The sequence below is a fragment of the Oscillospiraceae bacterium MB08-C2-2 genome (genome assembly GCA_035621215.1).
In the GTDB taxonomy this organism is placed as follows: Bacteria; Bacillota; Clostridia; order Oscillospirales; family Ruminococcaceae; genus WRAV01.
In genome coordinates this window covers 703319-720701 of record CP141729.1, presented here as the reverse complement: position 1 = coordinate 720701, position 17383 = coordinate 703319, and the positions used below count along the sequence as shown (strand labels likewise).

Annotated in this window: 13 protein-coding genes and 1 other annotated feature; of the genes, 12 read left to right on the top strand and 1 reads right to left on the bottom strand. The window is 51.4% G+C overall.

The features are described from left to right. Position 1: 1 nt before the first annotated feature. From U6B65_03155 to U6B65_03120, 8 genes are all read left to right on the top strand, one after another. Complete coding sequence (locus U6B65_03155) at positions 2–820, top strand: TlyA family RNA methyltransferase (GenBank protein ID WRS28140.1); 819 nt, start codon at positions 2–4, stop codon at positions 818–820. Between the two features lie 50 nt (positions 821–870). After that, positions 871–1728: an NAD(+)/NADH kinase gene (locus U6B65_03150; protein WRS28139.1), complete on the top strand. Its 858-nt coding sequence runs from the start codon at positions 871–873 to the stop codon at positions 1726–1728. Positions 1729–1740: 12 nt separating this feature from the next. Further along, the gene (gene argR, locus U6B65_03145; GenBank protein ID WRS28138.1) at positions 1741–2193 is read left to right on the top strand and encodes an arginine repressor; all 453 of its coding nucleotides are present in this window, start codon (positions 1741–1743) and stop codon (positions 2191–2193) included. Between the two features lie 38 nt (positions 2194–2231). Further along, positions 2232–3908 (top strand): DNA repair protein RecN, encoded by a 1677-nt coding sequence (gene recN / locus U6B65_03140; protein ID WRS28137.1) that lies wholly within the window; start codon positions 2232–2234, stop codon positions 3906–3908. Between the two features lie 25 nt (positions 3909–3933). Continuing rightward, complete coding sequence (locus U6B65_03135; protein ID WRS28136.1) at positions 3934–4503, top strand: alpha/beta hydrolase; 570 nt, start codon at positions 3934–3936, stop codon at positions 4501–4503. A gap of 137 nt (positions 4504–4640) precedes the next feature. Beyond that, positions 4641–4880: a binding site (T-box leader), on the top strand. Positions 4881–4953: 73 nt separating this feature from the next. Next, a complete protein-coding gene (tyrS, locus tag U6B65_03130; GenBank protein WRS28135.1) occupies positions 4954–6174 on the top strand; it encodes a tyrosine--tRNA ligase in 1221 nt (406 codons plus the stop codon). 30 nt (positions 6175–6204) lie between these two features. Next, positions 6205–6888, top strand: coding sequence for a hypothetical protein (locus U6B65_03125; protein WRS28134.1), 684 nt, complete (start codon positions 6205–6207; stop codon positions 6886–6888). A 148-nt stretch (positions 6889–7036) separates the two neighbouring features. Next, a complete protein-coding gene (locus U6B65_03120; GenBank protein ID WRS28133.1) occupies positions 7037–9733 on the top strand; it encodes a cation-translocating P-type ATPase in 2697 nt (898 codons plus the stop codon). Between the two features lie 71 nt (positions 9734–9804). Here the strand turns inward: U6B65_03120 and U6B65_03115 are convergent, their stop codons facing one another. After that, on the bottom strand, positions 9805–10389 hold the full coding sequence (locus U6B65_03115) for a class I SAM-dependent methyltransferase (protein ID WRS28132.1): 585 nt from the start codon (positions 10387–10389) through the stop codon (positions 9805–9807). 381 nt (positions 10390–10770) lie between these two features. Between U6B65_03115 and miaB the strand changes: the two genes are divergently transcribed. The 4 genes from miaB (at position 10771) to mutL (ending at position 17383) form a co-directional block, all read left to right on the top strand. Beyond that, positions 10771–12189, top strand: a complete 1419-nt coding sequence (gene miaB / locus U6B65_03110; protein ID WRS28131.1) for a tRNA (N6-isopentenyl adenosine(37)-C2)-methylthiotransferase MiaB — start codon at positions 10771–10773, stop codon at positions 12187–12189. A gap of 43 nt (positions 12190–12232) precedes the next feature. After that, positions 12233–12643: a YlbF family regulator gene (locus U6B65_03105; protein WRS28130.1), complete on the top strand. Its 411-nt coding sequence runs from the start codon at positions 12233–12235 to the stop codon at positions 12641–12643. 122 nt (positions 12644–12765) lie between these two features. Continuing rightward, on the top strand, positions 12766–15378 hold the full coding sequence (gene mutS, locus U6B65_03100) for a DNA mismatch repair protein MutS (GenBank protein WRS28129.1): 2613 nt from the start codon (positions 12766–12768) through the stop codon (positions 15376–15378). A 40-nt stretch (positions 15379–15418) separates the two neighbouring features. Then, complete coding sequence (gene mutL, locus U6B65_03095; protein WRS28128.1) at positions 15419–17383, top strand: DNA mismatch repair endonuclease MutL; 1965 nt, start codon at positions 15419–15421, stop codon at positions 17381–17383.

The window sequence follows — 17383 nt, the reverse complement described above, 5'->3', positions numbered from 1 at the left end:
TTTGAAAATAAGACTAGATGCGGCTCTGGTAGAGCTTAACCTTGTAACAGGGCGGGATCGTGCCAAAGGGCTGATTATGGCCGGAAAGGTATTTGTAGACAACCAAAAAGCCGATAAACCGGGTATGCCGGTGAATATAGAGCAGAATATTGAGGTAAGGGGCGAAACACTGGCTTATGTGAGCCGGGGCGGCCTCAAGTTAGAGAAAGCTCTTGCAGTATTTCCGCTTGATTTAGAAGATACTGTCTGTATGGATATAGGGGCCTCTACAGGCGGGTTTACCGACTGCATGCTTCAAAATGGAGCAGCTAAGGTTTTCGCTATTGATGTAGGCTACGGGCAGCTTGCTTGGAAGCTTCGCACGCACCCAAGTGTGGTATGCTTGGAGCGCACCAACATTCGGCATTTGACCCCGGAACAGGTACCCGATCCCATCGATTTTGCCTCGGTGGATGTTTCCTTCATTTCCCTTTCTCTGGTTCTGCCGGTTGCTTTTCGCTTTTTGCGGGAGGAAGGGGAAATGGTCTGCCTGATCAAACCCCAATTCGAAGCCGGACGGGAAAAGGTAGGCAAAAAAGGGGTTGTCCGTGAGCCGGAGATTCACCAAGAGGTGATCACCAAGGTGATCGAATGTGCAATGGGCTTGGGCTTTGCTGTAAAGGGTTTGGACTTTTCACCTGTAAAAGGGCCTGAGGGAAACATCGAATACTTGATTCATCTGCAAAAAAGCACCTCGCCTGTAGCGATGGAGCAATCCATTATTGATGATTGCGTTGCTCGGGCGCACACTCTGCTGAATATCGATACACCAAAGCAGTAACGTTTTGCCGGTGTTGTTTATGGATAGGCATTACCATTATAGGAGACAGTATGAACATTTTAATAAGGCCGAATTTTGATAAAAAAGGCAGTCTGGAATGTGTCCGAAAAGCCGCCTCCATCCTGCTGGGGCATGGGGCTCAGATTTTTATAAACGAGGCAGACCGTTCTTTTTTTGATGACCCCCAGTGCCGCTACGGCCCTATGGAAGAAATCATCCCTCTTTGCGATGTGCTTATCAGCGTGGGAGGTGACGGCACCATTCTCCGCACTGTCAAGGCGGCAATTCCTTATGGCAAGCCGGTTCTGGGTATTAACACCGGCCGCATAGGCTTTCTCACTCAGTTGGAAGAAGGAGAGCTTGAGGATCTGGCGCTGCTGGTCAGAGGGGAGTATTCTCTTGCCAGCCGTATGATGCTTAAGGCCCGTATAGAAGGCTCCTGCGGTGAGGATTTTCAATATCATGCTCTGAATGATTTAGTGATAACCCGGATTGATTCCAACAACATCGCCGATATGGTGGTAACCGCACAGGAGGGCCGTGTTTCCTCCTTTCGGGCGGATGGGCTTATTTTTTCTACCCCTACCGGTTCTACAGCCTATTCCATGTCGGCGGGTGGGCCAATTCTTGATCCTTCGCTGGATGCCATTATCATGACAGCCATCTGCCCTCACGCCGCCATTACAAGGCCTATGGTTCTGCGAACCGACCGGAGCTATTGCCTTTGTGAGAGCCAAAGCAGCAGTAACCGGGGCGGGCTGAGCCTTTCGGTGGATGGCCGAACCAGCCACCGCATTCTGCTGGGGGAATGTATTTACATCGAAAAATCCACTCAAACCGCCACCTTAGTGGATTTTGGCAAAAAGGACTTTTATTGGGCACTCAATAAAAAATTCTCGATTACATGAGGAGGAAACCAGGTGAAAGCGAAACGCCATGCAAAGATTTTGGAACTGATCGGCAGCCGGGAAATTGAAACCCAGGAGGATTTATTGGGCAAGCTGCACGAAAGCGGCTTTAAGGTAACACAAGCGACTGTATCCCGGGATATCAAAGAACTGCGGCTGGTCAAGATTCAATCGGCCGATGGCGGTTACCGGTATTCCCCCAATATGTCCAAAGAAAATGTGGATATGACCTTTAAATTCCACGCCATTTTTTCCGAATCGGTAACCAGCATTGATTTTGCCGAGAATCTGGTTGTCATTAAATGCTATGTGGGCATGGCCAACGCTGCCTGCGCCGCTTTGGATTCCATCCATTGGAAGGGTGTAGTGGGTACTTTGGCGGGAGATGATACCATTGTTTGCATTATGCGGGATAAGGCCACAGCCGCCGATTTTGTAGAGCAGCTTTATAAGCTGCTGAAATAAGAGCAGGCAGAGCTTTTTAGAAACAGGAGGCTTTTACTATGATCGCCCAACTGTTCATTTCCAATCTGGCCGTAATCCAGAAAGCGGCGGTAGAGCTGACCGGGGGACTCAATGTCTTTACCGGCGAAACCGGTGCGGGCAAAACTGTTTTGCTCTCTGCCATTAATGCCGTTATGGGCAAGCGTGTGCAGAAGGATATGATCCGCACAGGGGAAACCAAGGCGGTGGTTTCCGCCCTGTTTACGCAAATCGCTCCCAATGCGGCCCAAAAGCTTGCGGAAATGGGTTTTGAACCGGAGGAGGATGGGCTTCTCATCACCCGGGAAATCACCCAAACCGGGGGAAGCTGTAAAATAAACGGTATGCCGGCTACTGCGGCGATCCTGCGAGAGGTGACCGCTTTGTTGGTGGGTGTTCACGGCCAGCATGATACCGAACAGCTGCTTTCCTCTCAGCGGCATCTGGATTTCATCGATGATTTTGGCCGTCTGGAAGGGGAGCTTTCTGCTTATCAGGAGGCTTTCTCTGCAATGCGGGCACTTGCAGACCAGTTGGAAGGCCTCAACATGGATGATGCGCAGAAAGCCCGGCAAATTGATATGCTCACCTTCCAGCTGGAAGAAATTCAGGCGGCGAAATTGGAGGAAGGCGAGGAAGAAGCCCTCACTGCCCAGCGCCAGATCATCCGCAACAGTGAGAAAATTGTCCAGGCTCTTTCCGGGGCCTATGCCGCCCTGCAAGGCGATATAGAAGTGGAGGGAGCGGCCTCGCTTCTGGCTGCAACAGCCTCCCACATTGAGCAGGCCTCCCGGTACATAGAGGCATTGGAGCCCATGGCTCAGCGCCTTTCAGAAATGGCCTACGAGCTGGGGGATTTCTCTGCGGATATCCGCAGCAGCTTGGATGATATGGAATTTGATCCCCGTGAGCTGGACGAGCTGGAATACAGGCTGGATCAAATTCACAGGCTTAAAGCCAAATATGGTGGTACGGTGAGCGATATACTGGAATATGCCGAAAAGGCGCAGGAAGAGCTGGAATCCATCACCACCTCAGAACAGCGTCGGGAGGCTATTGCCGCCGCATTGGCAAAAGCACGGGCCAAAGCTGAAAAGCTTGCCGCCACACTCAGCGAAAAGCGCCGTAAAGCCGGGGAGGCCTTTACCAAGGCCGTGGAGCAGGAACTGGTATTTTTGGACATGCCCTCGGTTAAGCTCAGTGTATCACAAAAGGAAAAAGCACTGGGCTCCCGGGGAACCGATGAGATTGAACTGCTGATTGTTACCAATGCAGGTGAGGTTCCCAAACCCCTGAGCCGCATCGCTTCCGGTGGAGAATTGAGCCGGATTATGCTGGCTATTAAAAACGTGCTTTCGAATCGGGATGATATTGATACTCTCATTTTCGATGAAGTGGATTCCGGGGTCAGTGGCCGGGCAGCCCAAAAGATTGGGCAGAAGCTTCGGCAGGTTGCCGCCCAACGGCAGGTGCTGTGTGTCACCCATCTGGCACAGGTAGCCTCCTTTGGCCACAATCATCTGCTGATTTGCAAGGAAACCGAAAAGGGCCGCCCTTTTACCGAAATTCACACCTTGGAGCGCTCCGGTCGCATTCAGGAGTTAGCCCGGATCATCGGAGGTGACCGCCTGACCGATACCGCCCTGAAAAATGCCGAAGAAATGCTTGAGGCGGCACAGCAGGCTTCCAGAGAATAATTCATCAAACAAGGGTAAAATAGAAATGAACAATCACATTTATTTAATTCATGGATACACTGCTAATCCTTCAGCAAATTGGTTCCCATGGCTAAAAAAAGAGGTAAATGAAAAGCTGAATCAGGGTATCAATCTATTGGAGATGCCCAATTCCAACAACCCGATACCGGAAGAATGGGATGCTGTTTGTGATGAAAAGATAGCACATAAAGACGGTATCGTCATCATTGGGCATAGTTTGGGATGCATTGAGGCTTTGCGTTTTGTGAGCCAGCATAATGTTCACAATGTTAATTTGATTTTAGTGTCGGGGTTTGATGAGACAACCTATACTTTACCTCAATTGGCTCCGTTCACTTGCAATCCCATCGATTATACAAAAGTCTTGCCTAAAGTTAAAGATGCAGTGGTCATTTCGGCAATCGATGATGATATTATTCCATACACTTATTCTGAAACACTTGCCCGTCATCTGCACTGTAAATTTATAGTAATGCCAACGGGAAAGCACTTTATTGACAGGGACAATATTTATACTTTGCCTGTTGTTTATAATGAAATATGTTCTATGTTAAAACCCCAAATTGGCATGTGAAGCCGATCAGTTTGGTGTCTATTTTGGCCTGATCATACAGGCCGATTTCTTTGGTGCAAAAAACGCCTCGGCTCGCACTTGTCTCCCAGTGAGCAACAAGTGCTTGACAAAACAAATTCCATGAATTATACTAGGTGCCAATGGCAGAGACAGGAATAAGTAGCCCTCTTGTTTGTCCCCTCAGAGAGCCTTTGGTTGGTGTGAAAAGGTGGGAAAGCAGCGGGTGAATACATCCTTGAGCCGCAGCCTGAACTTTTGCAGTAGGGTTTGCCGGGTACGCCCGTTAAAGCGTCAGGGGTATGCTAGTACTCCATAAGGCCGGGGCAGTGATGCGCCGGTAAACAGAGGTGGTACCGCGATTTTTAGTCGCCCTCTTTCGGACAAAACGTCTGACAGGGCGTTTTTTTGTGCCAAAAACCAAAATGAAAAAGCTTAAAGGAGAAAGAAGAAATGACACTGTTTCAGGAGCTTTCCCGGCGTGGATTAATCGCCCAGATGACCCATCCCGAAGAAATTGAAAAGGCTATGAATGAGGGCAAGGTAACCTTTTATATCGGCTTTGATGCCACCGCCGATTCCCTGCATGTGGGCCACTTTTTGCAGCTGACCATTATCCGTCGGATGCAGGAGGCTGGACATATGCCCATTCTGCTGCTGGGCACCGGTACAACCATGGTGGGCGACCCCAGCGGACGCACCGATATGCGCAAAATGCTGACCATTGAGGAAATTAACTACAACGCCGACCGTTTTCTTGAGCAGATGGGCCGTGTTGTGGATGTTTCCCCTGAAAAGGCCATCGTAGCCCGCAACGGCGACTGGCTGATGAATCTGAACTATGTGGAGCTTCTGCGGGATGTGGGCGTGCATTTCTCGGTCAACAAAATGCTCAGCTACGAGTGCTTTAAATCCCGCATGGAAAAAGGCCTTTCCTTCATTGAGTTCAACTATATGATCATGCAGAGCTACGACTTTTTGGAGCTGAACCGCCGGTATGGCTGTACTCTTGAGTTTGGCGGCAACGATCAGTGGTCCAACATTATCAGTGGTGTGGATCTGGTTCGCCGTGTGGAGGGCAGGGATGTTTATGGCATGACCTTTACCTTGCTGGCCACCAAGGAAGGCATTAAAATGGGCAAAACCCAGAAGGGCGCTGTCTGGCTTGATCCCAAAAAGACAAGCCCCTATGAGTTCTTCCAATACTGGCGCAACGTGGACGATGCCGATGTCATTAACTGCCTCAAGCTGCTCACCTTTGTTCCCATTGAGGAAATTGAGGCTATGGAGAAGTGGGAAGGCAGCGAGATGAACAAGGCCAAGGAAATTCTGGCCTATGAGCTGACCCGGGATGTTCACGGCAAGGAAGAGGCTGACAAGGCTCTGGAAGCCGCCCGCTCTATTTTTGCAGGAGGCGGCGACAGCGCTAACATGCCCTCTACCCAGCTTACGGAATCCGATCTGAGCGAAGGCGGCATCGCCCTGCTGGATCTGTTGGTTAAAATTAAGTTGGCTTCTTCCAAGTCTCAGGCCCGCACCCTTGTGCAGCAGGGCGGTATTTCGGTGGACGATGCCAAGGCAGAGGATCTTGCGGCTGTGGTTACGAAAGAACAACTTGTGCAGGGCGTTGTTGTAAGAAAAGGCAAAAAGGTATTCCATAAGGTTTCTCTTTAAAATCAACCCTATAACAGAAGGAGGATTCCTGTGAAAAGGAAAGCGATCATTTGGATCAGCGCCTGCTTTTTGGGACTTCTTTTGGGTATACTGAAGGGCTATTTTGATTGGCCGGATGCGGTTTTTTGGAAAATATACCTGACCATCGGAGCCGCTGCCATTGTGGGGGCTTATCTGTTCAATTTGATTTGGTACCGGCGGTTTGCAGGCCGGATCAACGCCCTTCTGCCTATTCTTCGGGAAGAAAAGAATCCTGACCGCTATATCGAGGAAAATCAGAAGCTGCTGGAGGGTCTGCGTCCACAAGGACTGCGGGCTGTCCTACACATTAATCTCTGTGCCGCCTATTGCCAGAAAAAAGAGTTTGACAGGGCCAAAGAGCAGCTCGGTATGGTAAACCCCAAATATGTTCGAAAACTCAACCGTGTTATTTATCTTATGGATATGGCCTATGTTCATTTCTATTTGGGTGAACAACAAGAGGCACTGGCTGCTATGGAAGAAAATCGAAAGGGCTTGCAGGAGCTTGCCGAAAGTGAAAGCTATGGCTCCCTTGTCTGTGTCCTCCATGTTTTTGAGGCGCTGGCTCAGGAAAAAAACTCGCGCGCCGCAGAGCTTTTGGATATGGCCCGGCAAAAGTGGCCGGGCGATCAGCTCTTGGAGGAATTGGATATTCTCAGCCGGAAAAATCCCGGCGGCTTCCGCTCCGAATAAATCGAACTATGGCTTCGCCCGGAAAACAGGTTGTCCCTCTGCCTGCTTCCGGGCCTTTTCTTTTTTATGGAAATCTCCCTTTGGGAAGGAATACTTTGTCCCACTTCGGAATAGATATAGACTAGTCCAAAAAAGGGAGATGTTTAGAATGAAAGGAAATTCTGTACAGGGGCTCACCGGCAAGGAAGCGTCCAGACGACTCTTTGAATATGGAGAAAACCGGCTGGCAAACGAGAAAAAAATCAGTGCGCTCAAAATTTTTGCGGGGCAGTTTAAGGATCTCATGATCCTGATTCTGCTGGTCTCCACAGTTATCTGTGTCATCATGGGGGATACCGTAGAGGCTATTGCCATCATCACAATCGTTTTACTCAACGCCATATTGGGGTTTGTGCAGGAATTCCGAGTGGAAAGAACCCTTGAAACCCTCAAGAATATGGCGGCGCCCTCGGCGCAGGTGCTGCGGGATGGGAAGTGGCAGGCCGTTCCCTCAGTCGAGGTGGTGCCGGGCGACGTGATCTCGGTCAAATCCGGCTACAAGGTACCGGCGGATGCCCGGCTTTTGGAAGTCGTTTCTCTTTCCTGTGATGAAGCCATGCTTTCCGGCGAATCGGTTCCAGTGGATAAAAGAGTATGCACCAGCACCCCCGAAAAATGGGAAATCGGCCGGGACGATATGATTTACATGGGCACGGTCGCCACCAAGGGGCGTGCCGTAGCCGAAGTGATCAGCACCGGGATGAATACGGAAATGGGCAAAATCGCCGGGATGCTCACGGAAATCGAGGAGGAAATGACCCCGCTTCAAAAGCGTCTTCAGCAGCTTGGCAAATACATAGCCATCGGCTGTCTGCTGATTTGCACAGTGGTGTCGGTTACCGGCGTTCTGAGGGGCGAGCCGGTTTTTGATATGTTCATCACCGGTATCTCCCTGGCTGTGGCCGCTGTACCGGAAGGGCTTCCCGCCATTGTAACCATCGCTCTTGCTCTGGCTGTGGGGCGGATTCTCAAACGCAATGCTCTTGTGCGCAAGCTCCATTCTATGGAAACATTGGGCTGTGCCAACGTGATCTGCACCGATAAAACCGGCACTCTCACCGAAAATAAAATGACCGCCCGCAAAATCTTCACCATGGATTATAAGGTGGATGTTTCCGGCAACGGTTATGAGCAGGGGGGAGAGTTCACGGTTAGCGATCGCAGAGCCTCTGTGGGTGCTTCCGAAACTTTGCGGCGCCTTTTGGATATCTGTGTCCAGTGCACCAGCTCACAGATTAACTCACCTTCCAAGGCAATGGGGGGGCGGGATCGAACCATCAATCTATCCAATGATCAGTGGCAGGTTTCCGGGGAGCCCACCGAAATCTCACTGCTGGTTATGGCCGCTAAGGGAAATGTTCACGCAGATGCGGGGGACTATGAAAAGCTCGGGGAATTGCCCTTTGACTCTGACCGCAAGCGTATGACTGTGCTGGTCAAAAACAAAAATGGCAAGACCAATTCTTTCTCTAAGGGTGCTCCTGATATTTTGCTGGAAAAATGCCGCTATTATATGACCGATTCGGGCGTTCAGCCCTTGAGCACACCGGTTCGCCGGCAGATTCTTGCGGCCAACGAAGAAATGGCCTCCGGAGCCCTGCGCGTGCTTGGATTTGCCTATAAAGCAGAACCACAAGGCCTTTCGGACAGCGAAAACGATATGGTTTTTGTGGGCCTTGTGGGTATGATCGATCCTCCCCGGCGGGAAGCCTATGATGCAGTCATCAAATGCAAGCAAGCAAAAATTCGTGTGGTGATGATCACAGGTGACCATAAAATCACAGCCTGTGCCATCGCCAAGGATTTGGGCATCATGAAGCGCAACGATCTGGTGATGACCGGTGCCGAAATGGATGCCATGAGCCAGTCCGATTTTGAAGCTACCGTTCACCGGGTATCGGTGTTTGCCCGAGTCAATCCCGGCCATAAGCTGAAAATTGTCCGGGCACTGAAAAAGCGGGGCGATATCGTGGCCATGACTGGGGATGGTGTAAACGATGCTCCCGCCATCAAGGAAGCGGATATCGGTGTATCCATGGGCATTACCGGCACCGATGTAACCAAGCAGGCCGCCTCTATCATCCTGCTGGATGATAATTTTGCCACACTGGTGGCCTCGGTGGAAGAGGGTCGGGTGGTTTACAGCAACATCCGCAAATTTATCCGTTATCTGCTATCCTGCAACATCGGCGAAGTGCTCACCATGTTTGTGGGTATGCTCATGGGAATGCCGGTGGTGCTGCTGCCCATTCAGATTCTGCTGGTCAATCTGGCCACAGACGGCCTGCCCGCCATGGCACTGGGCCTTGAACCCGCCGAGGATGACATCATGAGCCAGAAGCCCCGCCCGGCCAATGAATCGGTGTTCTCACAAGGGCTGCTCTCCACCATCCTGTTCCGAGGCTGTCTCATTGGGCTCACCACTTTGGCCATATTCGCTACCTTTATGCGCCACTATGGCGATTTGGATACAGCCCGCACCGGGGCGCTGGTCACCTTGATTATCACACAGCTTTTCCATGTGTTCGAATGCAAATCGGAACGCCACAGCCTATTTGGCATCAATCTGCTGAATAACCCCAGCTTGATTCTGGCAGTACTCACCTCTGTTGGGGTGGTGGCGCTGACCATCTACCATCCGTGGATGCAGGGCATCTTTTCCACTGTGGCCCTTACAGGTACCCAGCTTCTCAAAGTATTCTGCTATGCGTTGGTGGCCCCGCTGTTCTCCGCTCTTATTATGCTGATACCGGGCAGAAAAAGAGGAGACGTTGTAATCGAGGCCCAATCGATTCAAGCCGATTGATAAGATTCTAAAAAAAACTCCTGCACCCTTAAGTGCAGGAGTTTTTGTGTCCGTAATTACAGGTGCCGAAATTACAAGCGAGTTCCCGAAACCACAAAGAACAGGTTGTTGTCAATGAGAATGTCCATGCGGAAATAGGCCTTCATAATATTCAGCAGCCCTTGCCCGGGCAAAAGAGGAAGGTTGAGGTGCTTCACATCCGCATGAGTGGCATCCATTGTCTTTTTTCCTTGGCTGTGTGAAATAGTTAAGCGGCCGCCAGGGCGAAGAAGCGAAGCCAAATGCTCAATAAATTCCACGGGCCTGAGAATATGAGGGAAGGTGTTCATCACAAAGCACTGGTCAAAAAGATAGCCTTTCAATTCAAAAATATCGCCGCACATAAAGGTGACATCAGGGCGGCTGAGCTTTTGCCTTGCCACCGAAATCATATTGGAGGCAAAGTCTACCCCCAGAATCCTTTTGGGATGATATTCCAGCAAAAGAGGCTCTAATGAACCGGTACCGCAGCCCACATCCAGAATCTCGCTTCCCGGGTGAATATCACACAGGGATAAAACCGTGGTCATCTTCTGGGGGTTAAAAGGGCTGTGAGCATCCCAACCGGCGGCACGGTCATTAAAATATTCCTGAATAATAGCGGCATTTCTTTCCATATGGGAGGCTCCCTTGCTGTATGTCGAAGTAAAGTTTCAAAAGCGTTTAAGGCTTTGCCACTAAATTATAGACAAAATAATAAAAGATTGCAATGGTATGCCTTTTTTACGTCTGTGCATGCCGGGGGATGCAGGCAGACTTTGCAGGAACCCCCCAGAAAAGCGTTTGCGTTTGAGGTTTTTTTTTGGTATAATAAATAGATAAGTGAAGGCTCGCAAATGCGGGCAAAATTTGTCGAAAAAAGATGGATAGGCTTTATGGGAGCATACAATGTCCCTATAAGCACCCCGGATTGCACCTCCAAGGCGCAAAGGGAAGGGGACGGGTTGTTTTTCTGCCGTGAAAGCAGAAACTACCCTAAAAAGTACTGGAGGAAAGCCTTGAATACACAGTCTACTATGACAATGCCGGCCGAAACGCAAAAATTTATCGAGCTGGTTCGCCTTTATAACATTGAATTTGAAGAAAAAACCGGCAGGCCCCCGGTCTGCCATACCCACAGCTATGGCTGCCAGCAGAATGTTTCCGATGGGGAAAGGCTGGCTGGTATGCTGGCTGAGATGGGCTATAGCTTTACCGATGACCGCAACGAAGCAGATTTTATTCTTTACAACACCTGCGCCATCCGGGAAAACGCCGAGGATCGAATTTTTGGCAATGTGGGAGCGCTCAAGCACAACAAGCGCCGCAATCCGGGCATGGTGGTGGGGCTTTGCGGCTGCATGATGCAGCAGGAGCATGTGGTGGAGAAGATTCAGAAAAGCTTCCCCTATGTGGATTTGGTTTTCGGCACCCACGCCCTGCATCACATGCCGGAGCTGCTGTATACCCGCCTTTCTCGGGGAGGGCGTGTGTTTGATACAGCCGCCGACAGCGGCGAGGGCATTGTGGAAGGCCTGCCTGCCCGCCGGGATAGCGCCATCAAAGCATGGCTGCCCATTATGAAGGGCTGCAACAACTTCTGCACCTACTGTGTGGTGCCTTATGTGCGGGGCCGGGAAAAAAGCCGCCCTGCTCAAATGGTCCTGGAGGAAGCCCGCAGTTTGGTGGAAGCGGGCTACAAGGAGATTACCCTCCTTGGTCAGAATGTCAACTCCTATGGGAAGGATCTGGAAAGCCCCATAGGCTTTGCACAGCTCCTTTATAAGATGAATGAGATTCCCGGGGATTTCCGCATTCGGTTTATGACCTCTCATCCCAAGGACTGCACCCGGGAGCTGATCGATGCCATAGCGGCGTGTGATAAGGTGTGCAACCACATCCATCTGCCGGTGCAAAGCGGATCTGACCGCATTTTGGAGCAGATGAACCGCCACTACAACCGGCAGTCCTATTTGGAGCTGGTTCGCTATGCCCGGGAAAGAATCCCTGGTGTTACCTTCACCAGCGATATCATCGTGGGCTTTCCGGGCGAAACCTATTCGGATTTTCAGGAGACCCTTTCCTTGATTCGTGAAGTGAAATACCTGAGCCTGTTTACTTTTCTGTATTCTCCACGGGTGGGAACCAAAGCTGCCGCCATGGAAGACCCTGTCCCCGCTGGGGAGAAATCCAAGTGGTTTCGGGAGCTGCTCACCGTTCAGTCCGATATCGGCAACAGCCTGCTGGAAAAAATGGTTGGTTCTGTGGTTGAGGTTCTGGTGGAAGGAATGGGCAAAACCGGGGAAGACTATAGTACAGGCAAAACCGCCTCCAGTGTCAGTGTGGATTTTATTGGCTCTGAGCAGCTGGTGGGGCAGATTGTAAAGGTTCGCATTACCCAAGCGCTCAGCTGGGCGCTTATGGGGGAGCTCGTGTAAATATATTTTTAATTTAAAACTAAGATAAAGTGGAGGCAATACAATGGATATTATCCAAATGGCTAAGGAGCTCGGCAAGGCGATTCAGGCGGATGAGCAGTATATCGCTATGCGCTTGGCTCAGGAAAAAAGCGATGGGGATGAGGTTCTCCAAAATATGATTAAAAGCTTCAACCTGAAGCGTGTGGAGCTGAACCAGTTGGTTCAAAAGCCCGACCGGGAGCAGGCTGCTGTGACCGCTCTGGATGCCGAGGTGAAATCCCTCTACAACACCATTATGTCCAACGCCAATATGATGGTTTTTTCTGCTACACGCAAGGATATGGAATCCACCATGGATTATATCAATCAAATTCTCAGCGGCAGCGTGAATGGCGAAGACCCGGATAGCATCGAGCCACAAGAGGCCGGTGGCTGCGGCGGAAGCTGCTCTGGCTGCTCCGGCTGCAACTAAGCGGATAGAGACACTGAAAACGGATGGCTCCATTGCCGAAGGTTTAATCCGGCTATGGGGCCGCCTTGTTATACAGACTTCTCTGAAATGCAACACGACAAAAACCGATGGGGAGCATAAAAATGGCCGAATTATCACCGATGATGCAGCAATATTTCCGCATTAAGGACAGCCACAAGGATCATATCGTCTTTTTCAGGCTGGGGGATTTTTATGAGATGTTTTATGAGGATGCCCTCATTGCCTCCAAGGAGCTGGAGCTGGTGCTCACCGGCCGGGATTGTGGGCAGGAAACACGGGCCCCCATGTGCGGAATCCCCTTTAAAAGCTGTGAGACCTACATAGCAAAGCTGATTCAAAAGGGCTATAAGGTTGCCATCTGCGAGCAGGTGGAGGACCCTGCCTTTGCCAAGGGGGTTGTTTCCCGGGAGGTGGTGCGGGTTATTACCCCCGGCACTGTTTTGGAAAGCAATCTGCTGGAGGAGGATTCCAACAACTTCCTCTGCTGCATCTTTTACCAGCCGGGCGGTTATGGTCTGATTTTTGCCGATATCTCCACCGGTGAAATGAACCTGATCGAGCTGACTCAGGATGACGACAGCCTGCTTCTCAATGAGCTTTCCCGCTATGCTCCCCGAGAGGTGATCTTTAACCCTGCTTTTTTGGAAAAAAAGAGCATCGCCAAGTTCCTGCGGGAAAAAATGCTCTGCACCGCCGACCTGCTGGAAGAAGAAAAATACGATATCGACGCTGCCTCCGCCCGGATTCTAGCCCACTTTGAGGCTGAATCTTTAGAAGGGTTGGGTCTTGCGGCCTACCTCAAGTGCACAAGGGCGCTTGGTGCTTTGCTGGAGTATCTTGCCGATACCCAAAAGCTCGGCGTGGAGCGCATGATTACTCTGCGTTTTCACAACGAAGCCCAGTATATGAATCTGGATCAAAATGCCCGCACCCACTTGGAGTTGCTTTCAACCATGCGAAGCAAGGACAAGCGGGGGAGCCTGCTGTGGGTGCTGGATAAAACCAAGACCCCTATGGGCAAGCGGCAGATCAAAAATTTTCTGCGCCAGCCTCTTGTAAATCCAGCTGCCATCAACAAGCGGCTCAACGCTGTAGAGGAGCTGGTGGGGAATCAGCTGCGCTGCTCTGAAATCATCGATCTGCTGGGCGGTATTTTTGATATCGAGCGCATGATCACCCGCATTGTCTACGGCAACGCTACGCCCCGTGAATACAAGGCGCTGGAACAGACCATCCGGCAGTTCCCCGGCATCAAAGGGCATTTGGCAGACTGCCGCTCAGCTTATCTCAAGGAAATTGACAGCCAAATTGACCTGTTGGAGGATGTGGCACAGCTGCTGGAAGCCTCCATTCAGGAGGAGCCACCCACCACCCTCAAGGATGGCGGTGTAATCCGCAAGGGCTACAGCGATCAGCTGGATCAGTTGCGTGACCTGATGGATCATGCGCTGGATTACATCACCCGGATGGAAAACGAGCAGCGGGAGGCCACCGGCATCCGCAATCTCAAAATCAGCTACAACAAAGTCTTTGGCTACTATATTGAAGTCACCCGCTCCAACCTTTCGCAGGTGCCGGAGCATTACATACGCAAGCAAACCCTCGCCAACTGCGAGCGGTATATCATACAGGAGCTCAAGGAGCTGGAGGAGAAAATCCTTTCCGCCACCGATCAGGCTATTTCGCTGGAAACTCAGCTTTTCGAGCAGGTGCGCACATCGGTTGCCAAACAGCTGCACCGGATTCAGCAGTCTGCCTCCGCTATTTCTCGGCTGGATGTTTTCTGCTCCTTTGCCCAAACCGCCCTTATGAACCAATATGTACGCCCGGATGTGGATTTATCCCAGCGTATTGCCATTACAGACGGCCGCCACCCAGTGGTGGAGCAGCTGCTCACCGGTGCGCCTTTTGTCCCCAACGATACGTTGTTGGAGCCGGGGGAGAATCAGATTGCCATTATCACCGGCCCCAACATGGCTGGTAAATCCACCTATATGCGCCAGACTGCCCTCATTGTGCTTATGGCGCAGATCGGCAGCTTTGTCCCCGCCGCCAGCGCCCAAATCGGCGTGGTGGACGGTATTTACACCCGTGTGGGTGCTTCCGATGATTTGAGCGCCGGCCAATCCACCTTTATGGTGGAGATGGTGGAGGTAGCCAAGATTCTTAAGGATGCCACCGCCAACAGCCTGCTGATTCTGGATGAAATCGGCCGGGGAACCTCCACCTACGATGGCATGAGCATTGCCCAAGGTGTGCTGGAATTCATTGCCGATAAGCGTCGCCTGGGAGCAAAAACCCTGTTTGCCACCCATTACCACGAGCTGACCCAGATGGAGGAGCGGCTCCCCTGTGTGAAGAACTACAACATCTGTGTCAAGAAAAGGGGAGACGACATCACCTTCCTGCGCAAGATTGTGCGGGGTGGGGCGGATGAAAGCTATGGTATTGAAGTTTCCAAGCTGGCAGGCATTCCCGATTGGATTATCAAACGTGCCAAGGAAATCCTCAAGCAGCTGGAATCGGATAAGCCCATGCAGGAAAGCCGTCCAGTGAAGGCAGCCACAGAATCCATGCCCGACGAAATGCAGATTCAGTTTGAGAATCCAAAGCTTGTGCAGCTGGAAGCTCAGCTAAAGGATATCGATCTCAACACATTAACTCCTCTCGAAGCCCTGAACATCCTTTACGGCCTCAAAGAGCTGGTGAAATAGAATTTTGTCTGATTAACCCTTCACAGCAAGGAGAACCGCCATGGCAAAAATCAATATATTGGATCAAAAGGTTGCCCAGCTGATTGCCGCCGGTGAGGTGGTGGAGCGCCCCTCCTCTGTGATCAAGGAGCTGGTGGAAAACGCCGTGGATTCCGGTGCCGCCGCCATTACGGTGGAGATTCAGGGTGGTGGCATACGCCTCATGCGCATCACCGACAATGGCTGTGGCATTCCCCGTGAGGAGCTTCCCAAAGCCTTTTTGCGCCACGCCACCAGCAAGCTGAAAACCTCAACCGATTTAGAAAGCATCCTCACCATGGGCTTTCGGGGGGAAGCACTGGCCTCCATTGCCGCTGTCTGCCGGGTGGAAATGACCACCAAGACCGCCGAGGAAAGCGAAGGTACTTTCTATCGCATTCAGGGCGGAAAAGGGGAGGCCTGTATCCCCATCGGCGCTCCCACCGGCACCACCATTGTGGTGAAAGATATCTTTTATAACACCCCCGCCCGGATGAAGTTCCTTAAAAAGGATATTACCGAGGGAAACAGCGTGGCCGCTGTGGTGGAAAAATGCGCTCTTGCCAATTCCCATGTAGCCTTTAAGTTCATTCGGGATGGCCAGCTTAAGCTCCAAACCTCCGGGAACGGCGAACTGCTTTCGGTGATTTATTCCGTTTTCGGAAAGGAAACCGCCCGGGGCATGCTCCCGGTGGATTATACTGCCGACAGCATTCGGGTGGCCGGGTATATCGGTTCCCCTCAGTTGACCAGAGCCACCCGGAGCTGGCAAAATTTCTTCATCAACGCCCGATATGTTCGCTCCAGAACCTGCTCCGCCGCCTTGGAGGAAGCCTTTAAGCATAAAATCATGGTGGGCAAGTTCCCCTGCTGTGTGTTGGATTTGCAAATGGCCCCCGAGCTGGTGGATGTGAATGTGCACCCGGCTAAAATTGAGGTGCGGTTTGTCAACGAACGGCCGGTTTTCGGCGCACTGTATTTTGCGGTTCAGTCCACCTTGGCCCAAGCAGGTGAGAGCAGCGTCCCCAAGCCCCCACCGCCCAAACTGACTCCCTTCGAGCTGGCTCCCAACGACGATATGGCACCTCAAGGACACTTTTCTATGCCGCCTTCGGCGCAGGAAGCACCGGTTTCCCGGATGTCTGCCGCGGAGTACAGAACCGCTTTTTCTCCAAAGGATGAAGGCATTCCGGTCAGGGAGACCTCCTTTTTCAGCACACCTATGGAACTTCGTTCCCAGAACCTCCGGGCCTCCTTTGGGGGAAATATGGACAATACGACTGTTTATGATAAAATAATACCAGCTTCTTCCTGTAATATTTTAGAGGAAGATGCAGGAAAAAAACAGGTTTTGGGTACTATTACAATGGAAGCACATCCATCTCCCACAGAGCATGTTACCTTTGATCCCAAAAGAGAGGCTTTGCGCCTGATTGGGGAACTGTTCGGCACCTACATCCTGCTCCAATCGGGGGATGAGCTGCTCATGGCGGACAAGCACGCTGCCCATGAACGGCTGCTGTATGAGGAAATCCGCCGTGCTGCTCAGCCGGGGAATCGGCAGCTGCTGGTGGTGCCGGTTCGGGTGTCTCTCTCCGCGGAGGATTATTCGGCAGCTCTTGAGAATCTACCCATATTTGAGGAAATGGGCTTTTTAGCGGAGGATTTTGGCGGAGGCACCTTGGTGGTGCGTGAAGTACCCATCGAGCTTTCACAGGAGAATATCCGTTCCATTGTGGAGGAGATCGCCGCCGGTATCGCACAAAATCGCCGTAACTTGACCCCTTCGGTGCTGGACAGCCTCTATGAATCCATCGCCTGCCGCAGTGCCATCAAGGCTCACGATAAGAGCAGCAGATTCGAGCTGGAAGCCCTGATCCAACTCTTGCAGGAAAATCCGCACATCACACATTGCCCCCACGGGCGGCCTATCTTCATTCGTCTGGGGCGGAGCGAAATTGAAAAAATGTTTGGCAGATTGGGATGA

Bases quoted from the DNA above. Each gene is read 5' to 3' on its own strand.
- U6B65_03150 (WRS28139.1), top strand. From the start codon at position 871: ATGAACATTTTAATAAGGCCGAATTTTGATAAAAAAGGCAGTCTGGAA.
- recN (WRS28137.1), top strand. From the start codon at position 2,232: ATGATCGCCCAACTGTTCATTTCCAATCTGGCCGTAATCCAGAAAGCG.
- U6B65_03135 (WRS28136.1), top strand. From the start codon at position 3,934: ATGAACAATCACATTTATTTAATTCATGGATACACTGCTAATCCTTCA.
- tyrS (WRS28135.1), top strand. From the start codon at position 4,954: ATGACACTGTTTCAGGAGCTTTCCCGGCGTGGATTAATCGCCCAGATG.
- U6B65_03120 (WRS28133.1), top strand. From the start codon at position 7,037: ATGAAAGGAAATTCTGTACAGGGGCTCACCGGCAAGGAAGCGTCCAGA.
- U6B65_03115 (WRS28132.1), bottom strand. From the start codon at position 10,389: ATGGAAAGAAATGCCGCTATTATTCAGGAATATTTTAATGACCGTGCC.
- U6B65_03105 (WRS28130.1), top strand. From the start codon at position 12,233: ATGGATATTATCCAAATGGCTAAGGAGCTCGGCAAGGCGATTCAGGCG.
- mutS (WRS28129.1), top strand. From the start codon at position 12,766: ATGGCCGAATTATCACCGATGATGCAGCAATATTTCCGCATTAAGGAC.
- mutL (WRS28128.1), top strand. From the start codon at position 15,419: ATGGCAAAAATCAATATATTGGATCAAAAGGTTGCCCAGCTGATTGCC.